Origin of the sequence: Caenibacillus caldisaponilyticus, from assembly GCF_002003465.1 — a bacterium.
GTDB lineage: Bacteria > Bacillota > Bacilli > Bacillales > Sporolactobacillaceae > Caenibacillus > Caenibacillus caldisaponilyticus.
Map to the genome: position 1 here is coordinate 81,587 of NZ_BDDQ01000002.1, position 26,495 is coordinate 108,081.

Here is a 26,495-nt window from a genome sequence, read left to right on the forward strand (position 1 = left end):
ATTATTGAAAGGCGTTCCTGATTTCATACGCGGCCGTGCACATCGCGATCAAACTTTTTTTACGGACACGCCCATGCGCCTGCAAGCACAAAAAAAAGCGGCCGCCTCCACTATGGAAGGCGGCGCAAAAGAGCAGGCCGGCTTTTCAGGGGGCGGCCGCAACCCGCCCCGCCGTTTAAAACCGATTCACGGGCGGGGCGGTCCTATTTTCTTTGATTCATTTAGTCCTGCAATGATGGGCGCAACCGCTCGGGTTGGTCGCTTGACGGCTTCTCTTCAGCCACGGCACCATCGTCTTCTGGAGGACGGGTCTTTTTCAAGAAGATCGAAAAGACGAGGGCGATGATTGACAAAACCGTGGCGAACAAAAAGGCGTCGTTAATCCCCTGAATCGTCGCGTGTTTCATCACCAGGCCGTACAAAATTTGGGTCGCCCCGTTTTGTCCGCCGGGCGCCACCGCGCTGAGCGTTTGCCATTTTTCCAAAAATCCGGGATTATTCGATGTCATCACGTCGGCATAAGCGGCCGCGTGGAAATCCGTCCGGTTCGACATCACGGTGACGAGAAAAGCGGTGCCGAGCGACCCGGCCACTTGCCGCAAGGTGTTCACCATCGCTGTCCCATGCGCGTTTAACCGCTGCGGCAACGCGTTCAATCCGGTCGTCATGATCGGCATCATCAGCATGGACATGCCGAACATTCGCAGTGAATAAAGGACAAGCAACCAGCGATACGGCGTTTCATCCGTTAACCGGGTAAATTCGTACGTCGTCACCGTCGTGATGAACAAGCCGACAACGGCGAGGGCCCTCGGCCCGATTTTGTCAAAAATAATGCCGGTGACCGGGCTCATGAGACCCATGAGCAGCGCGCCGGGGAGAAGCAATAACCCCGACTCGAGCGGCGTGAACCCGCGAATGTTTTGCAAATAAATCGGCAGGAGGATCATCGCGGCAAACATCGCCATCGTAATGACGGCATTGACGAAAGCCGCCAAGGAAAACATCCCGTATTTGAACACGCGGAATTCCAGCATCGGCCTGTCGACCGCAAACTCCCGCCAGATGAACAAGGCGAGGGCGAGCAAACCGACGATCAAAGGAAGGATAACGGTAGTGCTGCTCCAGCTGTGATTGCCCGCTTCACTAAAGCCATAAAGAATGCCGCCAAACCCGATCGTCGATAAAACGATGCCGAGGTAATCCAACTTCGGATACGTGAGTTTCGTCACGTTTTTCAACAAAGCCAAAGCGAGAAATACGTCCAACAGCGCAAACGGGAACACGATATAAAAAAGAACCCGCCAGGTATAATGCTCGACGATGTAACCGGACAAGGTCGGGCCGACCGCCGGGGCGAAAATCATCGCCAAGCCGATGATTCCCATGGCCGCGCCGCGTTTTTCGACCGGAAAAATCGTCAAAAAGACGTTGGTCATCAAGGGCATGATGATGCCGGCGCCGCAGGCTTGGATCACCCGCCCCGACATGAGCAGCGCGAAATTGGGCGAGACGGCGCAAAGCAAAGTGCCCGCCGCAAATAGGGCCATGGCTGTGATAAATAGCTGCCGCGTCGTAAATTTTTCCATCAAAAAGGCGGACACCGGAATGAGCACGCCGTTCACCAGCATGAATCCGGTCGTCAACCATTGCGCCGTGTTCGCGGAGATGTTTAAATCGGTCATCATCACCGGCAAGGCGACGTTCATCAATGTTTGATTGAGGATCGATACAAAAGCGCCCAAAATGAGGACGGTGATGATCGGCCCTTTTTTGATGGAAGCAGGGTTTTCTTCATTGGCCGTCTCCGCTTGTATACGCGTGTCACGGCCGTTTCCCCCGGTATCCCGGCGCCTCTTCACCCGCCGATAGATCAGGTTACATCCGATCAATACAAGCAGGGAAAAAATGGTGTATCCCGTCCAAAACGCGGACATCCCCATCACCTCCTACTTGTGGATCCGCACCGAAACGTTCATACCGGGTTTCAAGGCCATGCCTTTGTAGCCATTGATCGAAATTTTCACAGGAATGACTTGGGTGACTTTCGTGTAATTGCCGTTCGCATTGTTATTCGGTAAAAGCGAGAATGTGCCGGCCGTCGTCAAGCCGATTTGTTCCACTTTTCCTTTCAGCACTTCATTGGGGTAGGCGTCCACATAGATATCAACGTCTTGGCCGACTTGGACATCATCGATATCCGTTTCGTCAACGTTGGCCGTGACCCAAAGTTTATCCATGTTATAGGCTTGGGCAAGCGGAGTGCCCGCCGCAACGAACGTATCCTTCACCGCGTTTTCCTTAACGATCGTCGCTTTTTGCGGGAAAGTCACGGCAACCTTGGTCGGAGCCGACGAGCCGGATGCCGGGGCGGCCAAGATCGTGCCGACCTTTTCACCGCTATCCAACGTTTTTCCGACGCTGCCTTTCCATTCCGTCAATTTTCCTGAAGCCGGCGCCGCGATCGTAATCATTTGTCCGTCGATCATCGCGTTGTCGGTTTTAATGTAATTGACCGACTGATCGTAATAGTAGTAACCGAGAAAACCCCCGGCAACGAGAACCAAAAGAACGATAATGTTCAAGACAAGCATTTTTTGGAAACCTTTCATCGGTGTTCTCTCCCTTCATCCACGAATTTGGTTTAAGATCGCATCATGAATCCGCAACAAATGGCGAAGCTCCTCTTCCGGAATGTCGAGAATTCGGTGCAATTTCCGCATGAGCGACGAAGACGGCGAAAACGCCTGTCTTTGAATGCGCGCGCCCTCTTCGGTCAAAGACACGGCCAATTGCCTCCGGTCCCCCTCCGCCCGGTTCCTTTGAACCAAACCGGCGTCGACGAGCCGGTCGATCACTCCGCTCACCGTGCTGTTGCTTAACAGCAATTCTTGCGCCAAACAGCCGAGCGTGGCGTCGGGATGTTGATGCAAGGAGCGGAGGACGAGCAGCTGGACGGCCGTCACCCCTTCCTTTTGCGCTTCCTCGCGCAAGAGATCAAACAAAGCGCCTGTGACACGACGGAACGAATGCATCGTTTCATGCAGCAGCTCGTCACTGGCCATCGCGGGCTTTCCCTCCATAAATAAATCGCGGCTGATATTTCGCATAGGAATATTTTCTATGCGAAATAAAGCAACTTCTATTTTACCGTTCTCAGATTTCTTGTCAACAAATTTGTATGACCGGTTTTCGCTAAATTGAACGGTTTCGTCATTCCGAATCTGGCTTGTGCCCGGCCGCTCATAATTGAGAATGACGAAACCAAGAGCATGCGACACCGGGAACCCATTTCGGCATGCTGCGCGACCGGTGCCGTCCAGAAACTTACTAACAGTATGCTTCCTCCGATGCCGGGTCATGCCGATCGCCAAGCCCCTCTTAAGGGTTACAATAAGGTCGGACGATCCTTTTTGGAAAGGCTTATCCAAGAATGGCCCGCCTGATTTTGGCCAACGGCCGATATCGCCCGAGCGCAGCCGAAACGCCGGATGGAATCGTCCGGTGAGAAAAAGCGGCCGGATGAGCGATGCACAGGCGGCAAACGTCCCCGCTGCAAAGTACGGTATGGTAAAGGTCGTCTTTTTATCATGCTTTTTTATAGCTTTCAAAACGCTATCCGGTGAAACAGAAAGCCGGCACCGAGCGCCGTCAGCTCAATGCCGGACGAAAGGGGACAAGATCAATTCGGTTTTTGTTTTCCATTCCCGATAAAAAGGGGACAAACGATTCAGAACGTATTGGATCATTTTTTCTTGGCTAAAGCTCCAGACGTTGATCGTTTCGCTGAAATCGGCGACCATGTCGCGGAACTGTTCAACGAGCGCCTGAATTTCAGGCGAATCGCCGAGCATATCCAACAGCGCGTCGTGGGAGACGGCCAGTTGGATCCAGCTCGACCACAAATCAGGCATGATGAGGTGGAGCGCATCCGCCTGCTCAAACAAGGGTTTGTTTTCAACATAATTAAAAGCTTGTTCTACTGTATTGAGGAGTTCCAAATATTGTCTAACAAAAGTGAGTTGGGATTCCTTGTGTAACATGATGTGCCCTACTTCCTTTTGTCCAGAAACATCCCTTCTCGCGCCGCATTTTGAAAAGGCCGGCGATAATGTTGACTCAATCTGCGTTGCGCGTGAAAACGCTGGCGATCGCTTTGAATGTCGTCCATCACGGACTTTAAAAGGTTCGGGATGTCCCGCTCCATCGCGACGATTTTTTCGGCGGCCGCGGGATCCGCGTTTTTCATCCGTTCCGCAAAAGCCGCTCCGGCTCTATCCGCCGCCTGTTTCACCCGGTCGATCACCGTTTGCCGTTCGCGGATACACCGTTGCACGTCGCGGATAAACGCGTCCCGGTCCGCTTTTCGCGTTTCATAAGATTGGAGCAACTTGTAAAGCGTTTCCGACCGCTCTAAAAGTTCAGAGATCAAGGTTCGAGCGGCGTCATCATACCGGTTGTCGTCGCCCGCCTTCCGCAGGCGTTCATCCGCCGCCATCACGCTTGCCCCGCTTGGCGGCGGGTTTGTTGTTTCGTGATCTGCAGGACCTGTTTCCACGTATCGCGGAACCCTGTTACCAATTCCTCGACTTCGTTCAAAATTTCAAGATCGGATTTCACGTTCGCCTCGATCAAGCGGCGATGAATGTAATCGTACATTCTGAGCATGTCCTTCGCGATCGGCACATCCATGTTCAACGTGACCATCAGCTCGTGGATGATCCGTTGCGCTTTTTGCAGATTGGTATTTTTCGCCTCCATATCGTTTTCGCTGATCGCGGCTTTGCCGAATCGAATGAACTTCAGGCATCCGTTGTATAACATCAAAGTCAGCTCGCCCGGCGTCGCGGTCGTCACCGACGTCTGCTCATAAGCTTTATACGGGTTTGCTTTCACGCCGACAACCTCCATTCCAGCGTTATGTCCTGCGCTGCCAAGCTGCGAAAAAAACGGGCGGAGGATCGGTCTCCGCTTATCCGTCCATACGTACAGACCGCTTTCCCATTCCGCTTGTAGAAAAGCGAATGGCCTCCACCCCTTATTTTAATAGGCTTCAAACCCTTTTCAACCGACAAACGGCCGATCTTGGACCCGCCCGACGCGGCGATGTCCGTCAGCAAATTCTCCTTTACCGTCTTCTTCTTTTTTCCGTCCGTAAATCCAGCGCCGACGATTCCATCCATGGAGCAATGGGTCTACCCATGTAGTCTACGGACGCCTTCCAGCATCACTCTAGCTTTTAATAGTTACAGAGCCCGCTTGTTCTTAACCTTAATCAGTCCAGATGACCTTATTTTCCGGAATTAAAGAATGACATGATATAGGAAGCTTGTTGGTTCGCCATTTGGATCGCTTCTTCCATCGCCGTAAATTGGGCATAGTAGCGGTTTTGCACATCATTTAAGTGATCTTCAAAAGCGCTGATGCGCTCGTCGAGATCGTGAATATCCTTGCCGAGGAAATATTGGTCATAGGTGCTTGAATCGTTGCCCGCCTTTTGTTTGACCTTGTTCATCGTATCTTGGATGACACCTTGCAGCCGCTTCATGAGACCGGTGTCATCATCGGTGCTGCCCGATTTGGTAAAAAGATCGATGACGGCCTGCGGATCATCCGCGATTGCCTGTTTCAGCGTCGCTTCATCGATTTCCAATTTCCCGTTTTGCGTGTAATCGCTCGACGTTTTGATGCCGATTTCGGCTAACTGATCGTACTTTGTGTTGCTGAGGCCGCTGACCTGCTTGTACAATTCCAGGCGCATTTGCGAGAGCCCGTCGCGGAGAATCGTGTCGTCCGCGAGCATGCCGCTCATCGCTTTTTGGTTCCAAAGATTGATCTCGTCTTCCGACATGTCTTTTTTCTGATCGTCGGTGAGCGGCGGATAATCGCGATAGCGCTTCTCGGACAACTTTGCGTTGATCTTGTCGATCGTGTCGTTATATTTGTCGACCCACGCTTTGATTTTGTCATAGATACCGTCCGTATCGTTGGTTACACTGACCGTCACCGGTGAAGTGATGTTTTGTTTAAGCGTAAACGTGACGCCATTGACGGTAAACGTGTTGTCGTGGCGGGTCGTCGTAAGCCCGTTGATCGTAATCGTAGCATCCGTACCGCCTTGTTCATTGTTCGAATCCAGCTTGAGCGTGTCGGTGAAAAACGCGCTGGTGAATATCATTTCCGCCCCACTTTTGTTGTAATCGCCCGTTTTGCTGCGGGTGATGGAGACCTGACCGGTGGCGGAATCAAAAAACATGGAAACACCCGCGGCCGAGCCGTTGATCGCGCTGATTACGGTGTTCAAACTTTTGGTGCCATCGAACGCCCACGAGTACGTTTGCAGGTTGCCATTATCGTCGGGCGTTTGCAAGCTGACCGTAAACGACGTGTTCGTGTTCGTCGCGTACGTGTAATCCGCGGTGATCGATCCCGGGTCATAATTAAAGGTCAAATCGCCCGTGACCGCGTTCACGTACACTTTTTTCGCGCTTGTCGTATCCGCGTCGTAGTCCGCCTTGGAATAATAAACTTTCGCCCCGTCACTGAAAGTGAGCGACTGAGTCGTATCGATGTAGCCGTGAGCCAATTTGTACGATCCGTCGGGATTTTGGACAACCGCCTCGCCGACCGCCTGCTGTTCTTGCAGATCCAATCCGGCAAAGGGGTCGTTGGCAAAAGCCCCTCTCATATTCCAAAGGCTTTCGTTTTCGTCCAGTCTGTATTTGCCGCTTGTAATGGAACCGTTGCTGTAATTGTAAGCCGCCGTCGCAATCGATCCGTTTTGGAGAAGATACGTCGCATTGGGAGCGCTTGATTTCGCCGTCGCCGAAACCACGCTGTCGTTCGACGAAACCGCTTGTTTGACGAGATAGTTCGACTGCAGCGTCATATCAAAGGTCATATTGTACAAATCGAGGAGCAGGCTGTTCATCGAACGATAATCGTCTTGTTGCCATTGCAGCAGTTGTCTTTGCTGCTGCATCTGCGTAAGCGGGATGCGCTCGGCCGCCATCAATTTTTCCACGATGCTGTCGACGTCGATACCGCTCGCCAAGCCGAACGTGCGCAACGGATTGGATGAAGTGATGCCGGTGAGCGAGGAACTGATTCCAGAAACCGAATCGGCCATACCGAATCGCCTCCTTTATTTTGAGAGCTGTCGATTTTATCTCGAAAGATAAGACTCTCCTCCGTTTGGAGGATCGGATCGGGTTTAGACCTTTTTGTCCACAAGAAAACCGATGGACTCCAAAGTCGCCGCATACATGTCCAGAAACTTTTTCGGCGGAATCTCGCGGATCACGTCTCCGGTGTCCGTATCGACGACTTGGACATAGTATTCGTTCAGTTTCTCGTGCAGAACAAAATGAAGATCAATATGGTGCGGGATCATCACTTGGTTCAGCGCGTTGACCGCCTTCCGCAATTCGTCCTTGGTTGCCGTTGGTTGCTCTTGTTGTTCATCCTTGCGGAAGTTTGGACCGACAACATGATCCGCAATCTTCAGTTGAGCCACATGCGGCAGCGTTTGAACATCCACTCCGGAAGCTCGTTCAACTGCAAACCCCACGATTTTCCCTCCAGTGAAGTCATTCTACTGATTATATCGGCCTGAAGGAACGTTTTGTTTAGCTTTTCAGGACTGATCTGACATTTGAATTATTAAGCTATCAAACGTGATTAAGTGCCATGGTTCGAGAATCTTAACCCTATTCATTCCTTCTCTTGCCTCGCGTACAAAAATAGCAATCTCCCAACAAAATAAGGGAGAATGCCTTCATTTCAATGCGAACTGATTAGGAAAACTTTTAGTGTAAGTTGATGATTTAGTGAACAATAAGAATTAAAGTATTGACGTTCGTTAAATTTCATCACTTTTCATCAGGCATTCACATATTTTAAAATCCAGTTCCGTATCAATATCAAAAGAATGTTCTTTATCCATGACAAAACCAATGGTTTGCTCTGTGACAAATGTCTCGTGCTTTAATAAAAAATTTCGTTTCGCAATATAAATCGCCCCATTAAGGGCATAAATTTTATTTGCATCTTGCCTACGGGCGACTGTCATCCCTTCGACAAACGGATGTAAAAGTGATTGTTCATCCAATGTGTACATCCAATAAGGGGGTTTATCAACCTCAACGACGGAAACACAGGATTCCGAATGATTTTCCATTAAATATTCAATACAGCGATCGATATCCTCATGTGTTCTTAAAGGCGATGTCGGCTGCAATAGCAGGATATACTCATAATCCGGAAAAAACTGCATGGCATGCAGGACAGGTTGAATTCCAGGCGTTGTATCCTCTGCAAGTTCTCTAGGACGAACAAAAGGAACTTCACATCCCCATTGTTTCGCCATCGCGATGATCTCTTGGTCATCTGAAGAAAGAATGAAACGATCGATGTATTTCGATTTTTTCGCTTCCTCAATGGTCCAAGCGATTAACGGTTTCCCGGCCAATGGTTTTATATTTTTCTTTAATACTCCTTTGGAGCCGCCTCGCGCCGGAATGATCGCTAGAATGGAATGGCCATTAATCATTTAAATACCTCCGAAAATTCAACCTTTGCCCTTTCATAATCCCCCAATTGGCCAATATCGATCCAATATTCTTTTATTGGATAAACGTTCGTCGTTTGCTGATGGCTGATTAAGGAAGTGAACAATGCGGGCATGTCGTAATATGTATTTTTGGGTACATATTGAATAACGCCGGGATCTAAAACATAGATACCCGCATTGACAAAAAAGCGCTGCTTCGGCTTTTCTATGATGTTTGTAAGTTTATATCCTTCGGTCTCTATGACACCGTATGGGATTTGTACCTCGTATTCTCGAACGCTTAAGGTCGCGATCCCTTTAGAGTCCTCGTGGAATTCTAATAATTTTCTAAAATTAATTTTAGTTAATATATCCCCGTTCATGACAATGAAAGGCATTTCTGGCGGTTCCGGAAGAAGCGATAAAGCCCCCGCAGTCCCCAGTCTTTTTTCTTCAATGATATAATCGATTGAAATTCCCCATTTCGCACCATCACCAAAGTAATCCATAATCATATCTTTTTTATAATTAACAGATAAGAGAAAACGATAAAATCCTTGTTCGATAAAATTTTCAATAATCGTCTCTAATATGGGTTTTGAACCGACTTTCAACATGGGCTTTGGGACATCATTGGTCAATGGTTGGAGCCTTGTCCCTAATCCCCCGGCCATGAGTATGACTAAATTGTCTTTTTGTTTAAGGTTCAACAAATCATCGGCAAAGTAAATATTAACAACCCGTTTTTTATGGTCCACAACCGGTATCTGGCGTAAACGTTTTTTATGAAAGATCGACATGATTTTGTATTCAGAATCATCTGTCGTGACATAGACCGGATTTCTGTTCATAATCCTTTCAACAACATCATCGATTGCGATGCCCGACAGAATACCGCGACGAATATCTCCGTCGGTCACCGTTCCCAAAATCTGTGATCGATCATTGACAACGACGGCAAATTGGCTCGCTGTATCATTAATAAGCTTCATGGTTTCAAAAATTGTTTGATCCGGTTTGATAAGTAGGCTTAACCATTTTTCCATGTTTATCTCATCTCCCTTGCCGGGACTCCAAACGCTTTTTTGTTGTCGCCAATATCCCGAATCACCAGTGCCCCCGCTCCAATTAAGCAATGATTTCCAATACGAATGTTTTGGATGACGGTGGCACCCGTCCCTACATGCGTTTCATCGCCAATCCAAACAGATCCCGACAGCGTCACGCCCGGCGCAAGATGGACGTGGTTACCGATTTTACAATCATGATCAATAGACGCCTTTGTATTTACAATGGTATTTTCACCAATGAGACAACTGGCCTGCACAACCGCACCTGCCATAATTTGTGCGCCTTCTTTTAACTTGGCGTTTGGTGAAATCACTGCGGAGGGATGAACAACGGTTAAAAAGGAATAACCTTTTGATTTAAAAAAATTAAATATTCTTTTTCTTGTATTTGTGTTTGTGACGGAGCCAATGGCATTGACTAATTGGATGTCCTCAGGATTAAACTTGTGGACGACGTCATGATCATCGCCAATATAGGGAAGCTGATAGGGATTGTTTTCCTCAGCCGGTGCTGAATATCCCACAATGTCTTTTTTCTGCAAAAGCAGCAAATCGATTAACACCTTGGCATGTCCGCCATTTCCTAAAATAACAACCGGTTTGGAACACATTGGTTAATAACCTCATCTTCTTCATAGTCTTTATCAGCAGGCGTACCGATAAGATCCCAAAAATAATAGGGCTCGATGCCAGATCCCGGCCGTTTGACGGTTAGATTATCAAGGGTAAATCGCTCACCTTTTTTAATTGATTTTGCCGCAACTAAACTTTTCCTTGTTACGGCTTTGTTTTTCAGCTCTCGTTCCGTCGGTGTTTTGCTTTTTTTACCAAGGGCTTTTTCAACGATGCGGATCGATTGGATCATATCCTTTAATTCTTCAGGCTCTAACGATGCTCGGTGATCAGGTCCCGGCAATGTCTTATCGAGCGTAAAATGCTTTTCAATGATCTCAGCGCCTTTGGCCACCGCGGCAATCGGTACAACAATTCCTTCAGTATGGTCCGACAATCCAATGGGAAGATGAAACTCTTCTTTTAAATCATCCATGGCGTTCAAATTGACTTCTTCATAGGGGGTTGGATATTCGGTCGTACAATGTAAAAGGCTTACTTTTTCTTTCAACAACATGTTGGCTTCCTTTGTTTGGTAAAAACGTTTGACTTTATCAAAGGATACATCGCTTTTCTTAGCAAAGCCATAAGCTAAAAACGCCAATGCGAGATGTATTTCTTCCTTAGTGGCCATCCCCGTCGATAAAATTACCTTCACACCATACGAACCGATTTTATGTAAATATGGGGCGTTTGTAATTTCCCCAGATGGTATTTTTATCGTCTTTAATTGCATTTCTTGAATTAAAAAATCTACACTTTCAAAATCGAAAGGTGTAGATAAAAACACAATGCCTTTGTTATCGCAATATTGCTTGAGCTTTTTAAAGTCTGCATAACTTAACTCTAACTTTTTCAGCATTTCATATTGGGATGAGGAATTTCCCATATTCCTTATTTGATATTCGGCCTGCTGAGCCGACTTTGTAACCAAATTTTCGGCTTTAAATGTTTGAAACTTAATCGCATCAGCCCCCGCCTCGACTGCTGCATCCACTAATTGACGGGCCAAGTCTAATGAACCGTTGTGATTTACGCCGGCTTCCGCAATGATAAAAGAATTATTCATACCCACTCTCCATCATAAAATTCTTTAGGTTCAATTGGTAAACTTGTATATTTTAATATATTTGTTATTTTTTTAGATGACTGCCCATTCCCGAAAATCTCGTATTCAATCTCTGGTTTAAATTCATAATGCAAAGCTTGATTAATCGCTTCTTTGATTTCTTCAACGCTTGGTGCACAATCAAATACAGAAGGTGGTCTCATTCTCCCTTTTTGCCTCATCCCAATATTGACCGTAGGAGTTTTCAAATACGGGGCTTCAATAATACCGCTCGAAGAATTTCCAATGACGACATTGGCATACTTAAGTAAACTTAAATATCGCAATTGACCTAAAGAAGCGAAAATCTTTCGTTTATTTGGTTGTTCGCCGACAAATGCATTAAATCGTTCATTGATCTTTCTACCCTGCTCGTCCGCATTGGCTTTCGTAAAAATGATCGTGGCTTGATTAAACCACCTTAATGCTTCGAGGATTTCTTCCGTTCCTTCTATCGGATTGTGAGACCATGTCGTCGGGTGATGCGTTACTAACAGAAGCGGTTCTTCCAATTTAATGCCTAATGACCGCTCCAATTGTTTTTTTGTTAACAACTGCAATTTCATAATATTTTCCACGCCGAGGGCCCCAACGTTATATACACGGCTAGGATGTTCACCTAATTGAATAACCCTTTTTCTATAAACTTCCGTAGCCACAAAATGTAACTGACTCATTTTAGTTATCGAATGTCTTATGGCATCATCATACGCGCCATAAGTTATCTCTCCGCCATGAATATGGGCAATAGGAATTTTGGCGATCAGCGCCGCTTGAGCGGCTGCTAATATTTCAAACCGGTCTCCCAATAAAACTAATATATCGGGCTTTAGGCGATCGAGTGCATCGGCAAAACCAATAGTCCCTAAACCCAACGATTTTGTAATTCCGACTGGTGTATCACTAGATAACAGCATTTCAACTTTTGCGTTAATAACAAAACCGTCTTCCTCGATTTGCTTGTATGTGAACCCAAACTCCGGCGACAAATGCATGCCCGTCGCAATAATCTGCAGTTCCAAATCGGGGTCGGACTGTATTTCTTTCATCAACCAATATAAAAGACCATATTCCGCTCTGGAGCCTGTGACAACACATATTTTCCTTTTATCCATCGATATCTTCACCTAAGTAGGAACTGCTAGGAACATTCACAATTTGATGCTGTAATTTTTCCGTAACCGATAAATCCGCTTTAGGATAATGCTTAAAAGGATCCAAGAGATGGAGCGGCTTCCAAATCGGTCTGGACATCACGTGATAATCATTTAATGTCTGCAAAACTTCATCAATGCTGTACTTTTTATCATCAAAAATCAACGTCTGTAACCAGTAATTGCTTTTTGCATAATGAGGTTCTTTAAATAATTTAATGCCCTCATAATCCGCAATGAGTCGCTCATATTTATGAACAAGTCGACGCTTTTTATCAATAAAATCATCTAAATGTTCAAGTTGCGCGCATCCCAGTGCCGCGTTTAGATTGGGCATCCGGTAGTTATAACCAACCTGATCGTGCTCATATTTCCAAGGGTGGGGAAGCTTAGCGGTGGTGGTCAGATGTTTGGCATAATCGGCTAACTTTTCATCATTGGTCAAAACAGCGCCTCCGCCGCCGGTTGTGACGATTTTATTCCCGTTGAAACTCATGGCAGAAGCTTTTCCGAAATTCCCCGTATGAATCCCTTTATAATAGGAACCCAGCGATTCTGCGGCATCTTCAACCATGATCAAATGCCATCGTTCACACAAATCTAACAAGGGATCTAAATCAACGGGATGGCCAAATGTATGCATCGGAACTATTGCCCGTATGATCCTGCCGGTTTTTTTATTGAAACAAACATCCTGCTTTACTACCGCGATATCTTTTAAATAATTTTCAAGTGTAAATGGATTAATGCCCAACGTTGTATCTGAAACATCCACAAAGTGCGGGACAGCTCCGCAATAAACAACCGCATTTGCCGTGGCGACAAAAGTTAAGGATGGAATCAACACTTCATCATTGGGCTTAACTCCAACAATCTTTAATGCGATATGAAGCGCCGCAGTTCCGTTGACCACAGCCACAGCTCTTTTTACTCCGGTGAACTCGGCCAACATCCGTTCAAATTGATCGACATATCTCCCAACAGACGAAACCCATCCCGTCTTTATACAATCCAATACATATTTTTCTTCATTTCCGATAAAAGTCGGTTCATGCAGCGGCAAAATATCTTTGTCTGGATAAATGTTTTTAATTTTTTTTGCCAAATCGATTAAAACATCATTCATATATTGTAAACATCTGCCTTGTATCGGGATAAATTCTTTTCATCTGTAAACCATTCTATGGTTTTTCTTAAACCTTTTTTAAACCCTTCTTTACCGGCGTATTTCGGCATCCACCCCAACAGCTGTTTGGCCTTTTGATTGTCCGCCCACAATCTCTCGACTTCACTTTTTTCCGGGCGAATCCGCGCATTGTCCGTTTCAATTTCAATATCTACGCCCATGATCTCAGCAATATAATGCGCCGTTTCACCAATGGATACTTCAAAGTTACTGCCGATATTGATCACCTCACCGATTGAACGATCACTGTTCATGACAGATATAAATCCTTCTACCGTATCTTCTATATAATTAAAATCACGCGTGGGGTGAAGCGAACCCAGTTTGATTTTTCGCATGCCTGATGCCAGCTGGGTAATAATCGTCGGAATAACAGCCCTTGCTGATTGCCTCGGCCCATATGTGTTGAAAGGACGGATAATCGCAACGGGAGTCTCAAATGAATAATAAAAAGACATGGCCAACTGATCGGCCCCGATTTTGGACGCGGAGTAAGGAGATTGCCCCTGAAGCGGGTGGGCTTCATCAATAGGGACATACCGTGCAGTTCCATAGACCTCACTTGTAGACGTATGAACCACCTTTTGAACATCCAATTCCCGGGCTGCTTGAAGAATGTTTAATGTGCCCTTGATATTTGTATCAACATAGGTGTCAGGCGAATGATAGGAATAGGGGATCGCGATGAGTGAAGCGAGGTGCAAAACGGCATCACAACCCGTCATGGCTTTTTTAACACCATGTGGATCCCGTATATCCCCCGAAAACACTTCTATCTCATCACGGATTTCCTTTGGCGATTCATCCAACCATCCCCAGGAATTAAAGGAATTATAATAAACGAAAGCGCGGACATTATACCCCCGTCTAACCAGCGTTTCTGTAAGGTGTGAACCGATAAACCCGTCGGCGCCCGTTACTAATATTTTTTTATCTGTTAGATCCATTCCGATCACCTTGATGATATAATGAACTCTTTTAATCAATTCCGTTGATTTTTTTCTTTAACTCGCAATAGGCAGGATATATGAGAGAATGATTTCGATTGCATTCGAGCAAGAAATTGCGATACGCCTGAACCACTTTCAAACCTTTTTCAGAAATATTTTTATGAAAACGATATCTTTGAACACTCTTCAATTGTAACTCCAATTGAACGCGCCCCATTGGCTTTATAAAAACGCGGAAGTATGGATTTTCATGCAGTTTTTTGAACGAGTCATCCAATTTTGCGAAAAGGCGTTCCAACTCCGAATCACGGCCTGACATGGCGCACGCCTCTATGTCATTTAAGATGGCCATCAATTTATGGCATGCCGTTTGAAAATTATTTAGCGCTTGAGCCATTTCGCTTTGGCGTTGCCGAACCACGTTTATGTCATAATGATTGGTCGTTTTAAACCAACCGTTTTGAACAACGGGCGTTTTCAGTATCTCGGCAATAACGTTTGACAAAGGTCTAAATTGTGTCCCTTCGATTTTTGCGCCACCAACAGTTGTGTTAATCACCTTCGTGTTTTTATTATGCAAAATATACATTTCCATTTGTTTGCGCATTTGAATAAATAATTCATTGGTGTACACTTGTTTACCATCCGTGCTTTCCACCGTGATCTCCGTTTTGTCTATTTTCGTCGCTTGGTAAGAAAGTTTCCCCGTTTTACTGCCATCCGCATAATTCTCGCCACTTTTATAAGCGAGGTTTTGACCGACGAGAATAATTGGATTAAAGCCTAGCAGGAACAAAACCTGCAAGGTGATCACGGCTATGGAAGGGGCATCGTTTACTTTTAAATATTGAGTAGATTTTTCCAAATAATAGGAGGAAACGCTATCTTGCGTGGTCAGCATATGCAATTTAATGCCTTTGTACTTTTGCAAAGTCTCGAAGCCAACGCTGCTTCCGAAAACCAGCGGAATTTGCCTAGTCATTTCCTCCGGAATTTCTTCAAAAATATATTGGTTTTTCTCCGAAGGATCATATGAAAAAGTCGCATGGGGAAATATGCCGTTTTTTAATAGGGCGTTAATCGCCGAACCGACCGAAAAAATATAGGCCAATCCGTTTTCTTTTATATAACGCAGGTTTTCCAATTCCTCATTCAGCGAAGGACCGGCGGAGACGATAATCGCCGGTTTGTCTTTAAAAATATCTTTATCAACATCATGCAATATATTTGGCGTTTTCAGCACTTCGGGGAAATTCATAACGCTGTTAAACGTCCAACGCTTCTCGAAAGCCAAATCCGTATGTAAAGCCGATCTTTGACTTCTAACGTGTTCTTTAAAATCATTGATAAAGCCTTTATAAAGTTCCGGATAAAGCCGTTCATAGCTGGGCAAAACAACTAATAAAATATTGCCGTTCAGTTGCCCGGCAAACCGATTTAAAAAGTTCAGCCGCTCACCCACACTTGTTTCGACAAACAGATTTTTTAAACGCCGCAGCGGCAGATCGTCTAATTTTTTATGGCACATATAATGATAAAAGTTTGCGGGTACCGGTTCATATAAGGTAAAGTCGATATCCGGGTGTTTTCCCAAAAACGCCTCAACGTGATACCCCAATCCCAAACCGTAAAAAAAGACGTGATCATATTGGGAAACGTCATCTTCATATTTCCCAACGATTTGCTCGGCTTCTTGTTCAGGATTGTATTTGCTATGTAAATAATAAAATTTCCCGTTCGATTCCACCTGTAAAGTCGGTGAACCGGATTTCGCATTCACGACTTGGACCGGTTCCTTTTGCAAATTGGATTCGTTTTGACGGAAATATTCCCGCACCGAACGATAGTTTTTCCGCAGAAAATTGATATTATCAATTAACATTCGGACGCTTCCCCTCTTGATCGATTGTCTCTGATGCCGCCGTTTTTAATGATTCCATAATCGGATAGATTTCATATTGCAAAATATCGGCGAGAAGAATAATATCTCCGCTTTGCAGAGCGTTCTCAAGTTCCGGCAACGTATTTTGAATATCGGCGACAGCCAACACATATTGGTCCCAATTAGAAGGTCTATACGTAAGTCGATCAACGGAAGTAACCAGCGCTTGGATCCATTCAATGCCCTCCAACCATTGATTAAATTTCGCCCAAGATTCTTCCGCAGGGCCCGTATAAAACTCATTAATCAGCGCTTTCATCTCAGGCAAAGCGCGGTTTAAATATTCTTCCAACGAATAAAGGGATTCCAATACATGTTGCTTGACAGGTTGAAAAACCGCTTCCACTGAGCCGATTTTGCCAATACGATCCGACAGATAGGTTTCAAAATCATCATAAACGGCGACGCCGTCCACGATCAGATGGCTGAAAACGTCATCGGTCATTTGTACTTCTTCTTCTATTTTTTTTATGATGGAAAGGATGTCTTTTTTTTCATCCTTAAACTGGTAACACTTTTTTTTAATAACTAACTGCACGCGAACATCCTCCCTCAACGGATTCGCTATACCCATCTAGTATAATTATCGACAAAAAAAGACGTGTTGTTAAGAGGAAGAGGCCATGCGTGCATCACTGTGATGAGAAAATCGCTCTATGCAGCCGAAAAACTCCATAAATTGAGCGAATTAAGAAAGGACGGCCGTCTTAAATAACAGCCGTCCTTTAAATGTATTACCGGAGAAGTTGAAGAACGCCTTGGGGAAGCTGATTGGCTTGAGCCAGCATCGCTTGCGCAGCTTGGTTGAGAATGCTGTTCTTCGTGAATTCGGCCATTTCTTTCGCCATATCGACGTCGCGGATACGCGATTCCGCAGCCGTCAAGTTTTGCGAAGACGTGCTCAGGTTATTGATGGTGTGCTCCAGACGGTTTTGATAAGCGCCGAGTTTGGATCTTTCGGTGGAAACCGTGTTGATGGCGTTATCAATGGTGGTGATAGCTGCTTCAGCACCGGATTGGGTCGAAATATTAATACCGAACGCACCCTTAGTGCCGCTTGCCAAAGCCGCATCAGCCGCCAATACTAATTTTCCGCTGCCGTTATAATAGCCAGCTCCTGAAGCACCTGCTGCATTATAGGTAGCGATAGAATTTCCACTGGCATCAACCAAATCATTACCGCTTGCGGTATAGCTTGTACCAACTTGTAAGGTGTCGGCACTTAATTCAGCAATAGAAAGGGTAATGTTTTGGCCTTCATTAGCGCCGATATGGAACGTTCCAGTGAAGCTGCCATCCAGCAACGTTTTGGTGTTAAATTGGGTATCTTTTGAAATTCGCGTAACTTCAGCAGCTAATTGATCCATTTCTTTTTGCAGTTGCGCACGATCTTGATCCGTGTTCGTGTCGTTGGCAGCTTGGACAGCCAGTTCGCGCATCCGTTGAAGAATGCTGTGCGTTTCGTTCAGAGCACCTTCAGCAGTTTGGATGAGCGAAATGCCGTCTTGGGCGTTTTTCGTAGCCATGTCCAGGCCGCGGATTTGGGCGCGCATTTTTTCAGAAATAGCAAGACCGGCAGCGTCGTCCGCCGCGCTGTTGATGCGCATGCCCGAAGACAGTTTTTCCAGCGATTTTTGCACGGCGTTGTTGTTCACTGACAATTGGCGCAACGTGTTCAACGCCGCAATGTTGTGGTTGATGATCATCGCATCGTTCCTCCTTGAATCGTTATCCCACATCCGTGTGGTGTTGTTTTCCGAAGGCGGCCGCACTTCAAGAAAACTGATTTCACTTTTTATATCGTCCGGTCCTCTGGAAAGTTTAACAGCCTGCTTAAAAAATTTTTCCCGTTTTTGCCGCCATTTCAAGAAAACAGCGCCGGGAAAACGTATGCCGATTCAAAACGTCCTGTTTTGGATGAATCCGTTGTCCGTCGTCTATTCCGAACCTTTCAATCTCTTGAGCGCTTGAATGGCGTTCGCAGACAAATCCGTTGCCGCCGCTTCATCATTGGCTTTCTTAATTTCCAAGTAGATTTCCTTGCGATGAATGTCAACGTCGCGCGGTGCACGAATGCCAAGCTTCACTTGGTCGCCGTCGATCGCCAAGACTTCGATTTCGACGCGATCGCCGATCATGAGGGATTCATTTGTTTTTCGCGTCAGAACGAGCATGCGAATCCCCCTTTCGCCGGACGGTCCCCTGTTCGTCCACCAATCGGTGTGCAGCCCGATAGGTTGTCCCCTCCAACACCACTTGTTTTCCGATCCTCTTTCGCGTATTGACGACGACCGGTGCGACGAGGTTTGCCGTCGATTCCGAAAACGGCTCTTTCACGGTTAAAATGACGTAAACCGCAACGTCTTTTTCCGACTCTAACTCCAGCTGTTCAATCGCGGCATCATTGAGCCTGAATTCATATTCGGGAAAAAAAACGAAAGGATCGGCGGTCACGAAGGCCAGCGCCGGAGTCTTTACGGATTGCATGATGAAAAAAGGCGAGTCTTCCGCGAGCGGCAAAAAAAGAAAGGCCGTTTCATCGGGGAAACCGGGAATGCCCTGGGAAAACACCACCGTTTCACGCGCATCCGCTTCCACTGTGCCGAAATATTTCGTCTGAAGTTTCATCGTCTCACTCCATAAACATCAAAGGATTGAAACCTCGCACGTTCATGTTTCTTTTGAAACATTCCACGTCCAAAACCATGAAACGTGGCATATGAATAAAGACACATCTTGAATAGATGATTTGAAAAAGAATGCAGAACAAATTTTTCTATAGCAGAACCCTTTCATCCGTTCCCCAGGCGCCGCTCATATTTGCAAAGTGTTCACGCCGGCGCCTCAACCGTAGAGATCAATCTTGCCGCCGACGACATCGATCGTCAGAGCAGGATATTGGATCATGTAAATGGTGACGCTCCCGGGGCGGTAGTCAAAACGGGGCGGAACAGTGGTCACTTCGATTTCGGGTCGATGCGTCTGCCAGCGGATATCAAGCGTTCCCGGCTGCCCGTTGATTTTGACCGCCAAAGCCGGAGGGACGTGGCCGGTGTCGTACGTCCCATGGCGTTCGCTGTTCTCGATCGCTTGTTTGACGATCGGATTGCCCGGCTTTTCAATCCGCATCAGCTCATCTCCCTGTTCAGCCCGGCGGGCGATGCCTTCAAGCACGGCCTCTCTTCCCGCCTCGGCCGCTTCGCGATTGCGGACGATCGCGGATTTCAAATCGAGATTATGCCACGCCTCGGTCTGGTCGATCATGACTTTTCCTTGCGTGCGCTGAATAGTCATTTCCGCCTTCGGCTGGCGAATGGACATCTCACTATGCCCGAACGTCGGATCCAAACTCGCCCGCTGCGTACGGATCCCAATTCTCCCCATCACCGAATGCATGACGAGATGTGGCAAGTCCATAGGACCACCTCCCCTAAAAAATTGTGTCGGGCCTCCCGCGGAGTGCAGATCGCTCATAGCGTCAAACAATGCTTTTCACCATTGTCGTACTAAAATTTATACCATTGAATGAAAAGGTGGCTGTACCGAGCCGAGCGCCGGAATATCTTTCTCTTTGCCGCAAAATCTAGGCAATTTGAAATGGGCACGACGTCAGTCCGTTCTCGGAGCGCCTTTCCCATCCTCCTGCAATCCAAGTATTGAAATGGTGCACAACAAGCACCCGTTTCCCCGCGAATAGACAAAAAGCGATCGGCAGGGCGATCGCTCGAATAGAGTTTCAGAATGAATTATATAGACGAAGCCGAACACGGAGGGCGCGCGATCCGGTTATATCATCGCCGCAAAATAAAACCCAAACAGGTTGCGGTGAAAGCGGCTGACGCCGAAACGCTTTACAGCAAGAGGGCTCGATCCAGACCTACAAACCTAGATAAACGGGATCCGTTATTTGAGAAAGTCGACGAGGCTCGGCTGAATGATGCGCGAACCGACCGCCAGCGCGGCACGATGCATATTTTCTTGGTTCAAATAGTCGACCAATACGGTTTCAAAGTCGGCGCCTTCATTGTTGGCCATGATGTTTTCAGCGATGAGTTTTTGGTTGCTGATGCGGTTGTCGATCATGTCGATGCGGTTTTCCCGAGCGCCGAGTTCGGCGCGGGCATTCACGATCGCATCGGTGTGCGCGTCGATTTTATCGAGGAAAGCGCCGATTTCCGTCCCGCTCGATCCATCTTTCAACAAGGCGTTTTCCAGATCGGTAAGGTCGTCGAACAGCTGCTGCGGGAACGCCTCCGCCGGGTTGACGTTCACGGCGATTTTGACCCCATCGTTCACTTCGATGAGAACGTCCCGCGGATTCGCGCCGTAGTTGGTGGTCACGGTGCTCGGCGTACCGGGGGCACCGTCTGTCAGCGTCACCGGCGGGTTGGACGTTTGCGTGCCGTTGAAAATGTATTTTCCGGCCACTTTCGTGTTCGCGATCGTCACGAGCTGTTCTTTCAATTGGGCGATCTCTTTTTGTATGTTTTTCCGTTGATCATCGGTATAGGTATCGTTGCTCGCTTCGACGGTCAAGTCGCGGATGCGCTGCAACACTTGAGTGGCTTCATCGAGCGCTTCATCCGAGCTGTCGATCCAATTGTGCACTTCCGACATGTTGCGCTCAAACTGTTCCACGTGGGCCACATCCGTCCGATACTGAATGCCGAGCGTCGCGACGACCGGATCCTGCGACGGGCGCGTGATTTTTTTGCCCGTGAAGAGCTGTTGCTGCAAATCGGCCAATTTGCTGTAACTGTTGTTAATCTGGCGGAGCAAGTCCTGCGATAACATGGTTTGCGTCACGCGCATCGTTCTCACCTCTTTCGCTTGATCTTCCGTAGCGGTTTGCCATGAATCCGACCCGTCAGACATGGATCGAAATACACAGATCGGGCGCCAGGTGCCAAGCTTTGTCTTTTTAGGCACCCGCGGTCATCACGGAAGCACGTTTCACCCAAAAAGATCGAAGGCATCGGGCAAGGGTATCCTCTGCGGACAGGTGCGGCTTTTTCAGATTGTGCTCATGCCCCCATGCTCTGCTGCTATATACGACCATTTGATCGATCGTCAAACCGCTTGATCGCCATCCCTCTTGACTCTTTTATTGCGTCATCTAGCGAGAGCTTATTGCCCCATCTTGTTCACGATGGTGTCGAGCATCTCGTCGATGACAGAAACCATGCGGGCGGCGGCATTGTAAGCGTGCTGATATTGGATCAAATTCGTCATTTCTTCGTCGAGCGACACGCCGCTCACCGATTGCCGGCGCTGATCGGCCGTCGTTTGCAACGTTTCGCTGTTCGCTTTCATGCGGTTCGCCGCTTCGGCGTTGACACCCATCTGGCCAATCATGCTTTGCAAAAAGCCTTTTAGCGTCGTCGTGACGGTTTCCGTCGTGCCGCCGTTTTGGACCGTAAACGTCATCGCCTGGTTGGCCAATACGTCCGCCAAAGCCAAGGCCGTTTCGTTGTCGCCGTCGCCGTTGGAAACGCCGCCCGTGCCGCCGGCCGCCGCAATATTGTTCACGGAATCTTTGATCGCTTGATCCAAATCAATGGCCGCGGCCGCGCCTTTCACGTCGGTCAGCGGGGCAAAAAAGTCGTTGCCGGTCGGTACGGTTCCGTCGCTCGCCGTTAAACCGAAGCCGGTTTCGTGGACAGCGTTGAACGCATTGACCAAGTTATACGCCATTTGATCCAGCGCATTCAACATGTTCGGATAATCGATGCTGTAGCTTTCGACCAAACCTTGCAAAGCGCCGCCGACGGAAAATGGATCGATCGCCGTTCCGTTCACCGAAAGCGACGGCGGATCACCGCTAAAATCGACGTTGAAGGTGCTTGCCGTCAAGTTTTGTCCGTCGACGAGGGTGATTGTCTGCACCGCACCGGATGAATCGGTCGCCGTCATCGTGATGGTGTATTTCCCCACAGCGCTGGCCGGCGCCAACCCGCCGCTCGGCACCGTGGTGACGTTGACGTTGACATATTGAGACAATTCGTCGACCAATTGGTCGCGCGCATCATAAAGATCGTTCGCGGCGTAGCCGTTCGGTTCGATCTCTGCGATTTGCTTGTTGATTTGATTAATCTGGTCAAGCAGCGCGTTGATTTTATTGACATCGACGCCGATTTCCGTTTTGATGTTGTCGCGGTTTTGGTTGAGCGACGCGGACAAATAATGAAAAGTATCCACGACCGTTTGGCCGCGTTGGCGTACGACGGAGCGCGCCCCGGAGTTTTCGGGGGTGTCGGCGAGATCCTGAAGCGACTGCCAAAATTGATCGAGAACTTTAGACAAACCTTGATCGGTCGGTTCATTCATGACATCTTCCATTTGGCTCAAAGCGTCGCTTTTGGCCGACCAATAACCGACCTTTGTCGTTTCTCCGCGGTACTGCAGGTCGATGAAAGCGTCGCGAATGCGGGAGACGCTGCTCGCTTCCACGCCCGTTCCGATTTGACCGGGTATGCGCGGTTGGTTAAAACCGATGGCCGGATACGGCAACGTTGTTTGAAAATCGACCCTTTGCCTTGAATAGCCGGGCGTATTGGCATTTGCGACGTTGTGTCCGGTCGTCTGGATCGCCGCCTGTTGCGTAAACAGCGCGCGGCGCACGGTTTCTAAAGTGGCGAAGGTGGAAAGCATGGCGAACCTCCTAACGGGATGGTGCTGAAAGTGACATGAACGAGTTCCTAAACGATGTGGTTATGGCTTGACCCGACGGTGAACCGTTTCTGAGATCCGAACGGAAAGTCTTCGTTTCAGTCGTCCAGCATGACAGCCGTCCGCTCCAGAAAATCGCGAAAAGATTGGTGCCACGGTCAAGCCCGTGTATCAAAACGGGACAGCGTCGGTATATCCGTTTCCTTCTCTGCTCTCGGATGTTTGTAAGTCGGTGATTTCAAAGCGGGCAAGAACAACTTTTGATTGAGCTCAACCCATTCCAGCGATTGTTTCAAAAGATCTTGATTCAAATCGTTCTGGGCTTTTAGATGAAACACCTCGTGGGCAAGCGCCTTTTGCAAGTCGCGAAGTCGCTCCCGCTCCTCTTCAGGCGCCGCCTCGATCAGCGCGCTGAACGTCGCTCGTTCTCCCGGCAAGCCGGTCGCTTCCTCAACCAAACGCATGCGTTTTTGTTCCAGCTGGGACAACCGTGCCGTCTCCGCCTCTTCGCGGTTGATGATGCGGTCAAGGGTCTTAAAGTCGCCCTTTATCACGGCATCCGTTTTTTCTTTGGCGAGCGCATTCAGCGTCCGGTGAATGGCCACCATTTCCTCGATGATCTGTGCGATCGCTTCGGTCACGGCGATCAAGGCCTCCTAACGTTTTTCCAATAAGCGATCATTTTTTCGGCGACCGCTTTATGATCAATGGTGTATTGCCCCGCGTCAATCCGCCGCTTCAACGCGTCCACTTTTTCCGCGCGCTCAGCGGCGATCCGGTCCTTTCCCTGGAGTTCAAGAGCCTCTGAAGAAATCTCGATCCGGTCGCGGTTCGCCGCTTCGCGGGTTTCCGTTTCCGGACGCCTGCCGGCCAGTTTTTGATATGTTTGAACGGCGTTCACGCCGCGCGGTTGTTCGATTTTCATCGTCTCACCTCACTGTTCCGGACTGCGGTCCATGTGTTCGTCCGACGTCTGCCACTAAACTTTTCGTGACCTCATGGAAAGAACCATCGCTTAAAATTTTGCGCTTTGGCGGCTCAAAGTTAATACACCAGGACAGTCGGTTCCCTATTTAATAAAACCATGCGGTCCATCGGCCGATTGCTGCCCTGCGCATGCATGTCCCCGTTTTTGTTAACGCTCACCCGTCGGCACGATCACCGGCATTTTTGGCATCAGCCGAACAGACTCTGGCGATTGCGACCGCTTTTTTGAATCTATAACTTATATCGGCCGTTTCAGCGGAATGTTTAACCGCCTTCCGTTCAACTCCCGACAACGCCGAAACGCCTCACCATCCGCTGCAGTTTATCGCCTTGTTCGGGGCTTCTTGAAGACGCGATGACAGCACAATCCGAGCCCGTAAGAAGCGGTAACCGAAACGCCAGCGCCATAAAATAAGGAGCTGGGTTAATCGCGTCGCTTTCGTCCCTTTCTCATGTATCACGCGCCATGATTCGGATCACTACAATACGTTACAGCCGCTCCGCGCCGGCGTATTCCTGGTGTACCGGACCCGCTCCGCGTCTTGTCCTCTTGCGGCGTTTCTTTATCTCAAATCGGCTTCATGGCCCTGGGTATAATACGTTTTAAACGGTTTTTTCTCTTTCATCTGCTGTTCCTCGTCGGCTTCCAGCCGGGCCAGATCTTTTTTCAGCCGGCTGGCGCACGCCTCGCAAAGATTGCCCGTTTGGATCGGCTTCCCGCACGAAGCACAAGGATAAGCCAGGTTGACGAATTCCTTGACTTTAAGCCGGCCTTCCTTGATCCATTGAAAAATCAATTTCTCCTCGACCCCGGTCGCTTCATGAACTTCGATCACGGTCGCTTCGCGATTTTCTTTTTTGCGGATATAGCGCCACACCCGTTCGAATTTTTCTTCGAGTTCTTTGCGGCAAGACGGACAGATCGGCGACGCCGTTTTAACGAAAACTTTTCCGCACGTTTCGCAGTTGGCCAATTCCGCCATGTCACTTTCTCCTTCCTGATCCATCAAAATTTTTAGTAAAAAAGGGTTGGAATACACTCCGATCTTGATCAACGATCAGCAACGGCCGGCAAAAGGATCCGAAAAAAAGTACGCCGCAAGACAAGGTATGTAAGTGTTGGCCCAAGATTCCTTAACAAAATATAATGCCGTAAAAAGAATGGGCGGCCGGTTATGCGAATAGACTGGCGATGATGGTTCGCCACTCATGATTCGAAGCTTGAATCGATAATAACCGAACCTTGGTCCGACCATGGTGCCGTTTTCCGCACCATATGAAGCAGGCGGAAAAATCTTCTTCCAATAATGAGTATCGTTCAAATGTATCGCTTTTTCAAGATTGGCCCGCCCGCAGGAGGGTGAAGACGAGAGCTTGCTCCGAATGAATTGTCCGGCGACCGAGAGCAGGGGAACGATCAACGGGCGAGCGTCATGGAACAGATCCGCGCGGGCCGAAGCGGTGCGAGCGCGGCCGCCGCGAAACGAACGGTGGCGCCGGTCGTGTAAACGTCATCGATAATGACAAAGCCCTGCCCGCGAAAACGTTCGGCTCCCGGGGCGAGCACGAACGGATTGTCCCTTCGCGCCAATCGCTCGCGGCGCGTTTTCTTGCTTTGTTTTTCTCCGTGCCTGGGGCGCCGGAGCAGATCGCCATAGGGCACCCCTAGGAGTTCCGCAAGCCGCTCGGACTGATTGAAAAACCGAGTCGCCAGCCGCTCGGCGCTGAGCGGTACGGGAACGGGCACCAGTCCTTTAAAATGTTGACGATACAATTTGCGCCAGCCATCCAGAAATCCTTCGATCAAAACGGCATCGCCCTTGAACTTAAATCGGGCCATGATGTCGCGCATCAACCCGTTGTAAACATAAAGCGAACGGTTCATCTTCAGAACGCCGCCGAGGGGATCGGCTTCCCAAGCCGTACAGTCGCCGCACACGTTTCCTTTGACATAACGGGGATCAAGAGCAGCGAGATCCCGACCGCACACCTCACAAAGATCTTCGGTAAGCGGTTCCAATTTTTCCAAACAACGGGCGCAAAATCCGCTCCGCCCGTGCGCAAGAAGCCGCGTCCACCTGATCGCTTCTTCATAACGGGCGCCGCACCATAGACAGTTCGGCATCAAACCACCCTCCATGGTTTATAAATAGGCCACCGATTAAGCGGCTTCAACGCGAGTCATTCTGGGTGAGATTTTGACGGTATGGCGTTCATGCCGCCCGACTTCTGAGGAAAAACAACTACCCGCTCTTTTGAATGGCGC

27 protein-coding genes are annotated in these 26,495 nt (G+C 48.2%); all 27 read right to left on the reverse strand.

The window, feature by feature from the left end:
• Positions 1-221: 221 nt before the first annotated feature.
• The 27 genes from CCB157_RS00605 to CCB157_RS00745 all read right to left on the reverse strand — a co-directional run bounded on the left by CCB157_RS00605 (position 222) and on the right by CCB157_RS00745 (position 26,354).
• A complete protein-coding gene (locus tag CCB157_RS00605) occupies positions 222-1,937 on the reverse strand; it encodes a DHA2 family efflux MFS transporter permease subunit (RefSeq protein WP_077613981.1) in 1,716 nt (571 codons plus the stop codon).
• Between the two features lie 12 nt (positions 1,938-1,949).
• A complete protein-coding gene (locus CCB157_RS00610) occupies positions 1,950-2,612 on the reverse strand; it encodes an HlyD family secretion protein (RefSeq protein WP_077613982.1) in 663 nt (220 codons plus the stop codon).
• Between the two features lie 15 nt (positions 2,613-2,627).
• The gene (locus CCB157_RS17495; protein ID WP_158077151.1) at positions 2,628-3,065 is read right to left on the reverse strand and encodes a MarR family winged helix-turn-helix transcriptional regulator; all 438 of its coding nucleotides are present in this window, start codon (positions 3,063-3,065) and stop codon (positions 2,628-2,630) included.
• A 591-nt stretch (positions 3,066-3,656) separates the two neighbouring features.
• Entirely contained in the window at positions 3,657-4,043 is a 387-nt protein-coding gene (locus CCB157_RS00620) for a DUF8042 domain-containing protein (RefSeq protein WP_077613984.1), read from the reverse strand.
• Positions 4,044-4,051: 8 nt separating this feature from the next.
• Positions 4,052-4,498: a hypothetical protein gene (locus CCB157_RS00625; RefSeq protein WP_077613985.1), complete on the reverse strand. Its 447-nt coding sequence runs from the start codon at positions 4,496-4,498 to the stop codon at positions 4,052-4,054.
• Entirely contained in the window at positions 4,498-4,896 is a 399-nt protein-coding gene (gene fliS, locus CCB157_RS00630) for a flagellar export chaperone FliS (RefSeq protein WP_439951299.1), read from the reverse strand. The genes CCB157_RS00625 and fliS overlap by 1 nt, the downstream gene beginning before the upstream one ends.
• A gap of 394 nt (positions 4,897-5,290) precedes the next feature.
• Complete coding sequence (locus CCB157_RS00640; protein ID WP_077613988.1) at positions 5,291-7,129, reverse strand: flagellar hook-associated protein 2; 1,839 nt, start codon at positions 7,127-7,129, stop codon at positions 5,291-5,293.
• Between the two features lie 84 nt (positions 7,130-7,213).
• On the reverse strand, positions 7,214-7,570 hold the full coding sequence (gene flaG / locus CCB157_RS00645) for a flagellar protein FlaG (protein WP_158077152.1): 357 nt from the start codon (positions 7,568-7,570) through the stop codon (positions 7,214-7,216).
• 291 nt (positions 7,571-7,861) lie between these two features.
• Positions 7,862-8,551 carry an acylneuraminate cytidylyltransferase family protein gene (locus CCB157_RS00650; protein ID WP_077613990.1) on the reverse strand — a complete coding sequence of 230 codons (690 nt, stop codon included), beginning with the start codon at positions 8,549-8,551 and terminating at the stop codon, positions 7,862-7,864.
• Positions 8,548-9,597: a nucleotidyltransferase family protein gene (locus CCB157_RS00655; RefSeq protein ID WP_077613991.1), complete on the reverse strand. Its 1,050-nt coding sequence runs from the start codon at positions 9,595-9,597 to the stop codon at positions 8,548-8,550. The genes CCB157_RS00650 and CCB157_RS00655 overlap by 4 nt, the downstream gene beginning before the upstream one ends.
• A gap of 2 nt (positions 9,598-9,599) precedes the next feature.
• Positions 9,600-10,232 carry an acetyltransferase gene (locus CCB157_RS00660; RefSeq protein ID WP_077613992.1) on the reverse strand — a complete coding sequence of 211 codons (633 nt, stop codon included), beginning with the start codon at positions 10,230-10,232 and terminating at the stop codon, positions 9,600-9,602.
• Complete coding sequence (gene neuB, locus CCB157_RS00665) at positions 10,205-11,302, reverse strand: N-acetylneuraminate synthase (protein WP_077613993.1); 1,098 nt, start codon at positions 11,300-11,302, stop codon at positions 10,205-10,207. The genes CCB157_RS00660 and neuB overlap by 28 nt, the downstream gene beginning before the upstream one ends.
• On the reverse strand, positions 11,299-12,456 hold the full coding sequence (gene neuC / locus CCB157_RS00670) for a UDP-N-acetylglucosamine 2-epimerase (protein WP_077613994.1): 1,158 nt from the start codon (positions 12,454-12,456) through the stop codon (positions 11,299-11,301). The genes neuB and neuC overlap by 4 nt, the downstream gene beginning before the upstream one ends.
• On the reverse strand, positions 12,449-13,621 hold the full coding sequence (locus CCB157_RS00675) for a LegC family aminotransferase (RefSeq protein WP_077613995.1): 1,173 nt from the start codon (positions 13,619-13,621) through the stop codon (positions 12,449-12,451). The genes neuC and CCB157_RS00675 overlap by 8 nt, the downstream gene beginning before the upstream one ends.
• A complete protein-coding gene (locus CCB157_RS00680; RefSeq protein ID WP_077613996.1) occupies positions 13,618-14,628 on the reverse strand; it encodes an NAD-dependent 4,6-dehydratase LegB in 1,011 nt (336 codons plus the stop codon). Before CCB157_RS00680 ends, CCB157_RS00675 begins: the two co-directional genes overlap by 4 nt.
• 31 nt (positions 14,629-14,659) lie before the next feature.
• Entirely contained in the window at positions 14,660-16,513 is a 1,854-nt protein-coding gene (locus CCB157_RS00685; protein ID WP_077613997.1) for a motility associated factor glycosyltransferase family protein, read from the reverse strand.
• On the reverse strand, positions 16,503-17,147 hold the full coding sequence (locus tag CCB157_RS00690; protein ID WP_143286862.1) for a DUF8042 domain-containing protein: 645 nt from the start codon (positions 17,145-17,147) through the stop codon (positions 16,503-16,505). The genes CCB157_RS00685 and CCB157_RS00690 overlap by 11 nt, the downstream gene beginning before the upstream one ends.
• Positions 17,148-17,307: 160 nt before the next feature.
• Complete coding sequence (locus tag CCB157_RS00695; RefSeq protein WP_077613999.1) at positions 17,308-18,279, reverse strand: flagellin N-terminal helical domain-containing protein; 972 nt, start codon at positions 18,277-18,279, stop codon at positions 17,308-17,310.
• Positions 18,280-18,510: 231 nt separating this feature from the next.
• Positions 18,511-18,747 (reverse strand): carbon storage regulator CsrA, encoded by a 237-nt coding sequence (csrA, locus tag CCB157_RS00705; RefSeq protein WP_077614001.1) that lies wholly within the window; start codon positions 18,745-18,747, stop codon positions 18,511-18,513.
• Positions 18,719-19,201, reverse strand: coding sequence for a flagellar assembly protein FliW (gene fliW, locus CCB157_RS00710; RefSeq protein WP_077614002.1), 483 nt, complete (start codon positions 19,199-19,201; stop codon positions 18,719-18,721). Before fliW ends, csrA begins: the two co-directional genes overlap by 29 nt.
• A gap of 216 nt (positions 19,202-19,417) precedes the next feature.
• Entirely contained in the window at positions 19,418-19,990 is a 573-nt protein-coding gene (locus CCB157_RS00715; protein WP_077614003.1) for a DUF6470 family protein, read from the reverse strand.
• Between the two features lie 486 nt (positions 19,991-20,476).
• A complete protein-coding gene (gene flgL, locus CCB157_RS00720; protein WP_077614004.1) occupies positions 20,477-21,385 on the reverse strand; it encodes a flagellar hook-associated protein FlgL in 909 nt (302 codons plus the stop codon).
• Between the two features lie 315 nt (positions 21,386-21,700).
• Positions 21,701-23,224, reverse strand: coding sequence for a flagellar hook-associated protein FlgK (flgK, locus tag CCB157_RS00725; protein ID WP_077614005.1), 1,524 nt, complete (start codon positions 23,222-23,224; stop codon positions 21,701-21,703).
• 176 nt (positions 23,225-23,400) lie between these two features.
• A complete protein-coding gene (locus tag CCB157_RS00730; RefSeq protein ID WP_238594545.1) occupies positions 23,401-23,883 on the reverse strand; it encodes a flagellar protein FlgN in 483 nt (160 codons plus the stop codon).
• Between the two features lie 5 nt (positions 23,884-23,888).
• On the reverse strand, positions 23,889-24,167 hold the full coding sequence (gene flgM / locus CCB157_RS00735; RefSeq protein ID WP_077614007.1) for a flagellar biosynthesis anti-sigma factor FlgM: 279 nt from the start codon (positions 24,165-24,167) through the stop codon (positions 23,889-23,891).
• A gap of 625 nt (positions 24,168-24,792) precedes the next feature.
• A complete protein-coding gene (locus CCB157_RS00740; RefSeq protein ID WP_077614008.1) occupies positions 24,793-25,212 on the reverse strand; it encodes a TIGR03826 family flagellar region protein in 420 nt (139 codons plus the stop codon).
• Positions 25,213-25,646: 434 nt separating this feature from the next.
• Positions 25,647-26,354: a ComFC family protein gene (locus CCB157_RS00745; RefSeq protein ID WP_077614009.1), complete on the reverse strand. Its 708-nt coding sequence runs from the start codon at positions 26,352-26,354 to the stop codon at positions 25,647-25,649.
• Positions 26,355-26,495 lie beyond the last annotated feature (141 nt).